Origin of the sequence: Pseudomonas sp. IT-P100 (assembly GCF_949767185.1) — a bacterium.
In the GTDB taxonomy this organism is placed as follows: domain Bacteria; phylum Pseudomonadota; class Gammaproteobacteria; order Pseudomonadales; family Pseudomonadaceae; genus Aquipseudomonas; species Aquipseudomonas fluorescens_B.
In genome coordinates this window covers 261227-271148 of the sequence record NZ_CATKQK010000058.1, presented here as the reverse complement: position 1 = coordinate 271148, position 9922 = coordinate 261227, and the positions used below count along the sequence as shown (strand labels likewise).

Below are 9922 nucleotides of genomic sequence, written 5' to 3'. Positions count from 1 at the left end.
GGGGATTAGCCACTTCAACGGGCGAACTCGCTAGGTTAGGAATCACAACGCTGTTGGAGACGACAGCGGGTTCGACAGTACGCGGTGCGAATGCAGTGGTTAGCGCGGTAGCACATGGTTACGCTGGCGGTGGTTTGGCGGAAAGCTACATAAGAGTTCATCGATTCAGGAGTCGGTTTGCGACCATCCCCATAAGATTCGCGGGTTTCGTCGGAGGTGCCGGTGTGGGCGCGACAGTGGGCTATCTCAGCCCAACCCCTTTGGGAGACCTGGCGAACATCGCCAGTCGTACCATCGAGTCGGGGATGTCTCGCATGACTTCCGGGGTGGGGGCATCGATTCAGTACACCACTCCATCCGGGGGCTGGTCGGTGGTGTTTGAGGGGGGGGCGAATCTCGCATCTGGCATTGCTGAAGGCGCCTATCTTCCAAGCCTGTCGGGACTCCACCCTGTTTTAAAAGGGTTTATCAACGGAGCGCTTAAGCAGCTTACGGGCGCCACTATTCGCAGTTTGGGTAACGTAGATGCCAGTTACACTCCGAGCAGCGAATTTAGTCTTCCAGACTGGGATGAAATAGATGTGGGATTAAGAGATTTTGCACACGCTACTTTTATGGATATTACTTACTCGAATTCAATGGAGTGGATAGTCATTGGCATTGAGGGCAATGGCCATGAAAGTTTTGCGCAGTCGTATCCAGTCACGGATAGCATTTTGCATACGATCAATCCGATAGCCGAACTGGATCCCCTGATAGGACAGCGTGTCAGGGGCGGATACAGTCAACAAACCGTTGCCGAAGTGCCACGAAACCGGAAATTCAAGGCAGTGGTCTAGCATTCAGTTTGGATGGTGACCCGCTAAATCAGTTCATGGCAGATCATGGCAGATCATGGCAAATCATCTCCCGCACCTTCGCCGTCAACAGGTCGAAGGTAAACGGCTTGGTGATCATCTGCATGCCAGGATCGAGGAACCCGCCGCGCACCGCCGCGTGTTCTGCATAGCCGGTGATGAACAATACCTTGAGATCGGGCCGGTACTGCCGACCGATTTCTGCCAGTTGCCGACCGTTCATGCCGGGTAGCCCGACGTCGCTGATCATCAGGTCGATACGCTGTCCGGAATCCAGAATCGGCACCGCGCTGTCGGCATCGCCGGCCTCGACGAAAGCATAACCCAGGTCACTCAGCACTGTACTGACCAGCACCCGCACGGCCGGATCATCCTCGACGATCAGCACTGTTTCGCCGTTCTGCGCGAACAGCGCGTGCTGCACGTCTGACGGACAATCCTGGGGCAGGTCACCACTGAAACGCGGCAGAAACAGACTCACCGTAGTGCCTTCGCCCACTTCACTGTGAATGGCGACGTGGCCGCGTGATTGTTTGCTGAAACCGTAGATCATCGACAAGCCAAGCCCGGTGCCCTGGCCGATCGGCTTGGTCGTGAAAAACGGATCGAAAGCGCGGTTGATCGTGCTTTGCGGCATTCCGCAGCCGCTGTCTGTCACGCTGAGCACCACGTAATCGCCGGGTTCCAGGTTGCTGTGGGCTTCGGTGAAATCGCTGTCCAGATACCGATTGCCGGTGCTGACCACCAGATTTCCACCGTCGGGCATGGCATCCCGTGCATTGATCACCAGGTTGAGCAGGGCGCTTTCCAGTTGATTGGGGTCGGCCTCTGCCACCCACAATGGCTCGCTGAGCTGCATGTCCAGGTGAATGCTTTCATTGATACTGCGCTGCAGCAACTCGCCCATGGACACCACCAGGGTGTTCATCGCCACGGGTTTGGAGTCCAGCGACTGACGACGGGAGAACGCCAGCAAGCGGTGAGTCAGGCCTGCCGCGCGGTTGGCGGAGGTCACGCCCAGGTCGATCAGGCTGTCCAGATCCTCGGTGCGTCCGCGTGCCAGGCGTCGGCGCAGCAGTTCCAGACTGCCGATGATCCCGGTCAACATGTTGTTGAAGTCGTGGGCTATGCCGCCGGTGAGTTGACCGACCGCTTCCATTTTCTGCGATTGGCGCAGGGCTTCTTCGTTGTGGCGCAACTGTGCGGTGCGCTCCTCGACCTGCTGTTCCAGGGTTTCGAGGGTGGTTTGCAGGCGCAGTTCACTTTGACTCAGATCGATCAGCCGATCCCTGGCTTCATACTGTCGTCGGCGACCGCGCAACGCGGTGGTCACCAGACTGATCAGCGTCACCGGATGAAATGGGCGTTCAAGGAAGGTGACGTTGCCCAGTTGCGGGCCGAAGCGTGAGGCGGGGTTCTGTTCGGGGCCGCCATGGTAGGTCATCAGCACGATGGGCAGGTCCGACCATGCGGGCTGTTGCTCGATCAATGCGAACAACGGTTCGACATCACTGCCCAGCAACGCCTCGGAGGAGATCAGCAACAATCCGGCGCCATGCTCCAGTTCGGCGCAAAGGCCGACCAGGTCACGGGTGATGACCCCGGCATAACCCGCTTCATTGAGCATCATCAGGGCAATCTGGCTGTCACGTCCCAGTGGCGCGAGGATGATCGCGCGTTCGGACGTCGCTTCCTGGACCATCACGGGATTTCATCCCCGAGCAAAGGATTGCTCGCACCCAGATAAGTCGGGACGCCGCGCAATACACCCTGGAACGCGTCCAGCGGTTCGCCGATGGTCATGCCCTTGGAGCTGATGCGGTATTCGCGAATGGTCGATTCATGGCTGCCGGTGCGTTTCTTGATGATCGAGATCGCCCGGCGGACCTTGCCCAGCGCTTCGAAATAGCGCAACAAAATGACCGTATCGGCGAGGTAGGTAATGTCCACGGGCGCTTGCATGTCACCGACCAGCCCATGTTGGGCTACGGTCATGAAGGTCGCGGCGCCCCGGCGATTGAGGTACAGCAACAACTCGTGCATGTGCAGCACCAGAGCGTTCTCTTCGGGCATTGCGGCTTGATAGCCATTGATGCTGTCGATCACCACGGTTTTGATATCGCGCTCATCGACGCACCGACGAACCCGGTAGGAAAGCTCGCCAGGGGACAGCTCGGCGGCATCGACTTGTTCTATATGCAGGTTGCCGGTGTCTTGCAGGGCCTTGAGGTCGATCCCCATGTTTTTCATGCGCTCGAACAGCAGGCCCAGCTCTTCATCGAAAATGAACAGTGCGGCTTTCTCGCCCCGGGCCACGGCGGCGGCGGCGAAGATCATCGAGATCAGTGATTTGCCGGTGCCGGCGGGGCCAAGGATCAATGTGCTCGAACCGGTTTCTATACCGCCGCCGAGCAGGGCGTCCATCTCCTTGATGCCGCTGGTCAACTGCTGGCGGATATACCCTCCACGGTGTTCGGCGGCCACCAGACGCGGGAACACATGTACGCCGTCGCCCATGATGGTGAAGTCATGGAAGCCGCCGCGGTATTTCTGGCCGCGATACTTCACCACGCGGATGCGCCGGCGCTCGGCGCCATAGTTGGGGGTCAATTCTTCCAGGCGAATCACGCCGTGCGCGACACTGTGCACGGTCTTGTCGAGGGACTCGGTGGTCAGGTCGTCCAGCAACACCACCGTGGCGTCATAGCGCACGAAATAGTGTTTGATCGCGAGGATCTGGCGACGGTAGCGCAGGGAGCTTTGTGCCAGCAGCCGGATTTCAGAAAGGCTGTCGAGCACGACGCGAGTCGGCTTGACCCGCTCGACCACTTCGAAAATCTGCTTGGTGGCTTCACCCAGCTCAAGGTCCGAGGAATACAAAAGGCTCTGCTGATGCTCGGCATTGAGCAGGCTTTCCGGCGGCGTCAGCTCGAAGATGTGGATGTTTTTATCCAGCTCCCAGCCATGGGACAACGCCCCTTGACGCAGTTCGCGTTCGGTTTCGGACAGGGTGATGTACAACGAGCGCTCTCCGGCTCTGGCGCCGGCCAACAGAAAATGCAAAGCGACGGTGGTTTTGCCGGTTCCGGGCTCGCCCTCCAGCAAAAACACGTGACCGCGGGACAATCCACCGGCCAGGATGTCATCCAGACCTTCGATGCCGGTGGCGGCTTTTGCACTGAACAACTCGTTAGATGTAGACAAAAAATGCCCTCTCATGACTAGGGGAAGCGAGGCAGCAGGCCTGAAGTGCCTGAATGGACTGCCTGATCACTTGACCATTGGCCGCGAAGAGCGTTCAACACTTTTTGGGGCGGGGATTGTGCAAAAGCAAAAGATCGCAGCCTGCGGCGGATGCGTTCATCCGCAGGCTGCGATCTATTAAAGACCTTGTTGCAGTGCCGGGTCGTCGGGGTTGAGTTGTTCAAGTTGGGCCAACAGGATCTGCACGTTTTGCAGCTGCCCGCTTTCTTTCCAGTAGTTGATCAACAAGACCCGGGCCTTGCGGTCGGCGGGGTGGCGCTGGACGATTTCCTGCAATTGTTTCTGCGCCGCTTCAAGCTCTTGCTCGTCATGCAGCGTCGTCGCCAGGTCGTAGCGATAATCCTTGTTGTCCGGCTCGAGTTCCACCGCCTTGGACAAGCCGAGCAGGGCGAACTCACTCTGACCGTGGTGCAGCAACCACATCCCCAGGGCATGTTGCAGGTAGGCTGACTCGGGCTGGGCTTTCAACTGTTTGGCCAATAGCAGCCGGGCGGCTTCGCTTTGTCCTTGCCGGTCCAGCACTTCGATCTGCATCACCAGTGCGGGCAGATTGTCGGGGGCCAGGCGCAAGGTGTTTTCAAGCGCCTGTTGCGCCGCTTTGAATTCAGCATTGTGCAGGTGCAACCGGGCCAGCTGATACTGGTTGTCGGCGCTTTCAGGCGCTTGGGTGAGCGCCTGTTCCCACGCATCGATGGCTTGCTGCAACGGTCCGAAATACAAACCGAGGTCGTCCGGCGACAACCCCAGCAGCGCGTTCACCGCAGCAAACCGGACACGTGGTTCGCTGTCATCGAGCAACGGGCCCAACAGCAGGCTGCGCTGACCGTTGGGGACCAGCCCACTGATGCTTCTGATGGCGGCGATGCGCACATCGGCCGAGGGATGCTGCAGGTCAGCGTCCGCCAGTTTCAGGGCCACGGAACTGGGGTAGTTGGGCAGCTCGGCATGCAGCCATACGCGGCGTTTGGGGGAAATGTCAGGACGCCCCAGTTGCTGATAAAGCACGCGCGCGGCGCCCGGTTGACCAGCCCTGGCTTGCGTCAGTGCTTCGCTGTAACCACGCCTGATCGCTTCAGGCACCACAGGGGTCGTACTGCGCAGGAAGCCCCACGCAAGGCCGATGGCAATCAGTACGCAGAGGCTGATAAACAAATAACGGCGGGACTTGGGCATGGAAATCCGAGGCTGAGGCACTAGCAAATGAGTGTCAGCTTTGATCAGTCTGGGACGGGAGTCAAACCTTGGACGGTTAAACGACTTAACAAATGTTCTGACCTCGCACACATACGGGCTTTTTTTACAAGATGTTTTCGGGGCGGCTATACATGCTTTGCGTCTGATCCAGTCGAGACGGAAAATCGTTCATGCCTCACCTGCGCAATGCAACACAAGTCAGTTCTGCGTCGCCGAAATTTCCATCTGCCAATGACGCAACGGTGAAAACACCAATCTCCACCGCGCTTCTGCTAGCCGGGAATAGTTCTCGGGTCATGGACAACCTCAGTTTCTCTTCGGCAGCGCCCACTGCATCGAACGCAGATATTCCGCCACCGGTACTCGCGCGCGGTACATTCAGTTCATCTGCGGGGGCTTTTCTTGATCAGATCGATCTTGAGTGCCAGTGGTCCTTACTCAAAAACCAGCTGATGACGAAAACGCTTTCCGAGCAGGAAGCATTGGCGGTCCTGAGCAGCGGGATCTTGCAAACAGAAACTGGCAAAGCCATTGCCGGACTGTTTGCTGACGCGATGTTGCGTTCGGTCCGGCCACTTGGTTCGCTGGATGACGTGCGACTGAAAGAAATTATCGACGTGCTGTGCCACTTGCCACCCGACAAATGGCAGGCCGCTTTTGGCGAAAACGTAAGGTTTCCGAGTGGACAGAAAACCGTAGGAGAGACGGGATTCATCCAGTCACAGCTGGATCGCTCGAGTGAACTGCGGGACGAGCGGATTGCGAACGAAGAGATGCTTGCGGATGTTCACTGGGAAACCCTGAAAAATCTCACGGCACAGGGCCGGCAGTACATTCGCTCAAGCGATGGCGCACTCGACAGTGCGCTGATGATGCTGGAAGACGCGTCAGACCTGCGGCCTCCTCCACGGGATGTACATGCTCAGCTGGAAGCGTTTATCCGCCATCTCGAAAAGGGGGATGTAAAGCGAATACGTTGGACGGAGCACTATGTGACAGAGGTCAAAGCCCTGCGCGATCAAGTCAAACCCGGCGATGATGCAGAGCTGACCTGGCTGGAGTGGCTGGTCGGCCCCAGTTGGTTGGAAGGTGTGTTCGGACGCCCGATTTCGTTTTCAGCGTTGATGAACTCAACACACACGTCGGTAACGCCTCCCTTGTCTAATGACGGCTCGGATGGGTTGCTGAAGAGCCTGCAGAGCTTTGAGCGCAGCGCAGACTTCTACTCCAGCGTCACCGGAAACGGCCCGCGTGTTCCCGACAGCTTGGTCGGCAAACTTTTATATGTCTGCAATGCGCTGGACATCTTTAACGCTTTAAGACTGGACAGTAGCCATATTTCAACCAGCCGGCCCACCTTTGACGCCGTGAAGTTGGGCAGTACCCCTGTAACAGATCGGCCCGCTGCGAAGCCAGACAGTGGTGCCTGGAAAAATGGCGCGTCCGACTTTTCCAGATCGCCGCTCGAGCCAGGTCCGGAACGCCCGCCGGCCATCGCGCAGCTCGGACAGCTAGCGGCACAAGTGGACGAAATTCTGGATCAGTTCGCCCGAAAAGCAATGCCTTGGGGCAGTGCTTATGCCGATGAACAGATCGAGATGGAAGCCATGCTTGAACCTCTCCGGGTTTACCAGCCTACAACCGAAACCTTGAATGATCAGCCCGCGGGTTCGCCCGGCCCCTTCTTGTCCGAAATGCAAGTTGTCGGGGGGCAAATGGCGAGCTGGCTCGGCCGAATGAGCAGCAGTTTAATCAGCACGGGAGTTGCGGTTCTCGGTCAAACGGGTGACTTGATAGAGCGAAATCCAGGTCGGGCTACGGGCGTGTTTGCTGCATACGTGGCGATCAGTAACTTCTACGCAAGTTGGTCACTACCTGAACCAGAACAGGCGATTGATCCTTTACAGGGGGTTGAACTCGATCCGGGTGCTGTGCCGAATGAAGAAGCGGTGTTTGATGAATATGTTGTCGAAGGTGTAGAGGATCTATTTGGGGATCTGCCGGAATTCGCAAATGAAGTAAAAAAATGGATCAGCGAGTCCGACTACCCTGATCCCGCCGACGATCCACAACTGGTCGAGAACCTTGAGGCACTTTTGCAGCGGCCTGTACCTGGCAACCAAAATGTGACCTATCAGGATTACCTCAATGAAGTCACTGTGTTGGCGGCATTAGATGCAAATGTTGAGTTTGAGGCCGATCCGGATAATGGATCAACGACCGAGGCCGCCGTTACTGCTGATGCCGCTCCATTAATGGGCGATATGCCGATAAATGTTCGTAAGAGACGCAGTTTGGGGATGAGTTCCGAAATGCAGACCTCAGAAAGCGGCGTAACTGCGCATGCGTCTGCACACTGGCTCATTCAGGCGGGACAGCGCGCATTAGACGCCGAGATTGCCATAAAGCCGGGTGAGGAAATCGCACCCGGTGTCACGATCAGTCAGGCGGCAGATTTATTTATCAAGGATTATGTCGAACTGCAGTTAGTATTGGACCCGTCTTTGTTTATTTTGTCATCTGTACAGCAGGTCGTCGTCGACTCGGATTTGCCTCCTGATTTGAAATCGAAAGTAAATCAACAAACAAAGTTCAGAGTTGACTACGACACGCCACGTCCGCTGGCGAGCAAGGGTAACTATTATCAAAAAGTAGCCAGCAGATATAAGATGTTCAGCTTGGCCGAATTGATGATGGGGCGACACGAGAAAGAAGCGCAATCACGCGAAGAGATGAAAATTAATTGGCCTTCTGGATTTACAGAAGGTTTCAAAAATGCCGTGAGGGAAAGTAACCTCTGGGAAGACTATAAAAGCCGTTCGGAAAAAGTTTTGTCTCAGCCAAAGTCTTTCGAGTTATGGAAGGCGAATCTTAAATACAAGTTGCAGCAGGTCGTCAGCGACTGTCTCGAAGGTGCGCACATCTCAGTGCAAGGTAAAGAAGTCGCCAATCAGTATATGCGCGGAGAAATTCCGATAAGGCCCATCGCTATAAAGCACGGTAAATACAGCGATATGCTTCCTGTTTCGAACGCTGTTTTTTTGTCCAAGGGGAGAGGCCCAGAGGGATTGTTTGTTTTCCTGAGTGGGAATGAAACGGTGATCGAGAGTCCTGCTGAACTGTTTGAAAAGGACGGAAAATCAATAGAGGAATTTCCGGAGTTAAGAAGTGAACTGTCAAAACGAATCCCCCTGAAAAACTTGTTGTCCCGTGATGATGATGATTTTCAGCACAGTCAAGGGCGATTTGTCTGGGGGTGGAATCCCTTGAATATGTACAGCGATTATAAATGGCCTTATACGCCAATTATATTTGGCCGAAAGGACGGCGCCACCCGTTATGAGGACGAACACGATGCCTTTAAAGAATTGTTCAAGGAAGTGGTTGATAAAGCCAAATCTGATATGGATACGATGACTTCAACATTGGAAGAGCGGACAGTCGATAAATTGCTGGGTATTTTGGCGGATGCATTGGCTGGTTTTACCATCATATTGGCGATGCCAGGAGCTCCGGTCGCAGGTATTGCCTTTATGATGGGTGCTAGCGCCTCTGGGGCTCAATACGTGCGGGGGGCGGTAAATGATGACCCTCTGGAAGCAAGTCGACATAAAGCCAATGCAATAAAGGGAATGATTGGCCAAGTCGCTGGACCGTATATCGGTAAAGTACTGGGGAAAATATTCTCCAGGGTGGTGGACTCCCGTATTGCTGGGAAAATTGGTGAGCGCTTGAAGTTTGACAAGGTTTTCCCTAAAGAGCTTTCCAGGTACTTTCCAAAATATGGGCACCCGTCTTCACCGCTCTCGGCCAATGCTAAAAAAATAGAAAAATGGATTGCTCCCAGAGTCAGGAATCCGTGGATTATTCAGGACAAGGTAAATCGAAAGTTAACCAGTAATGTGGTCGTAGGGCGATTGAAGTCGTTGGGCAAAGGACCTGAGGTTGCACAAAGACTGATGGACCGTTCGCGTGTCTTGTATTTTGCCGGCCCTAAAGAAGGCTATGTGTATAGAGGATTTACCATGCGTGGAGACATGCGGTCGCCCCACGAGGTATTTGCCAAAGGCTTCAAGAGTGGAAACAATTCAGGGGTGAAAACATCAGGGTATTACGACAGCAATGGTATGGGTGCCTATCACCAGGGAGGAAAGCAAGGGGGGTATACCTATCTGATTGATGGCAGAACCAAGAGTGGGAGTGATGTTGTAAGAAATGATAATTGGAAAGCTGGCTCTCAATCACGGTTGGGTTCAAATCCGTATCAAGTCACTTATGAGAATAATATTCCGGGATCGAAGATACTAGGTGCCTACGATCGTGCTGGAAAATTCATACCCAATCCGAGCGCGCTGGATCGCGCCATCTTAAAAAGCATACCCAATCCCTTTGCGGAGTCGGTTCCTTTTCCGATCAAAAAACCTGTTCAAGATAACAACTCCAAACCTGCACAGATCAACTCCCCACACATGGAAAAAGAAGTTAAACAAAACAGTACAGCTCAAAGCTGACCGGGTGCTGCGCATTCTCACTGTTGATTGGATTGTGCAGCGCGCAAACTCATCCGGCCCGCCCATCCAGTGACTACGCTTGCAGGAGATGACTCG

4 protein-coding genes and 1 pseudogene are annotated in these 9922 nt (G+C 55.1%); 2 read left to right on the top strand and 3 right to left on the bottom strand.

Features of this window, described 5'->3' with window-relative positions; translation table 11 throughout:
* Positions 1–839: pseudogene (locus ACM6IQ_RS29310) on the top strand (RHS repeat-associated core domain-containing protein); the annotation flags it as partial.
* A gap of 43 nt (positions 840–882) precedes the next feature.
* On the opposite strand, the gene ACM6IQ_RS29305 reads toward ACM6IQ_RS29310, so the two are convergent.
* The 3 genes from ACM6IQ_RS29305 to ACM6IQ_RS29295 form a co-directional block, all read right to left on the bottom strand.
* Complete coding sequence (locus ACM6IQ_RS29305; protein ID WP_414880512.1) at positions 883–2559, bottom strand: response regulator; 1677 nt, start codon at positions 2557–2559, stop codon at positions 883–885.
* The gene (locus ACM6IQ_RS29300; protein WP_414880501.1) at positions 2559–4061 is read right to left on the bottom strand and encodes an ATPase domain-containing protein; all 1503 of its coding nucleotides are present in this window, start codon (positions 4059–4061) and stop codon (positions 2559–2561) included. Before ACM6IQ_RS29300 ends, ACM6IQ_RS29305 begins: the two co-directional genes overlap by 1 nt.
* A gap of 177 nt (positions 4062–4238) precedes the next feature.
* Positions 4239–5294 carry a tetratricopeptide repeat protein gene (locus ACM6IQ_RS29295; RefSeq protein WP_414880500.1) on the bottom strand — a complete coding sequence of 352 codons (1056 nt, stop codon included), beginning with the start codon at positions 5292–5294 and terminating at the stop codon, positions 4239–4241.
* Positions 5295–5485: 191 nt separating this feature from the next.
* On the opposite strand from ACM6IQ_RS29295, the gene ACM6IQ_RS29290 reads away from it, so the two are divergent.
* Entirely contained in the window at positions 5486–9826 is a 4341-nt protein-coding gene (locus ACM6IQ_RS29290; protein ID WP_414880499.1) for a hypothetical protein, read from the top strand.
* The last annotated feature ends 96 nt before the right edge of the window (positions 9827–9922 follow it).

Coding starts and splice junctions, on each gene's coding strand:
- ACM6IQ_RS29305 (WP_414880512.1), bottom strand. CDS start 2,559: ATGGTCCAGGAAGCGACGTCCGAACGCGCGATCATCCTCGCGCCACTG.
- ACM6IQ_RS29295 (WP_414880500.1), bottom strand. CDS start 5,294: ATGCCCAAGTCCCGCCGTTATTTGTTTATCAGCCTCTGCGTACTGATT.
- ACM6IQ_RS29290 (WP_414880499.1), top strand. CDS start 5,486: ATGCCTCACCTGCGCAATGCAACACAAGTCAGTTCTGCGTCGCCGAAA.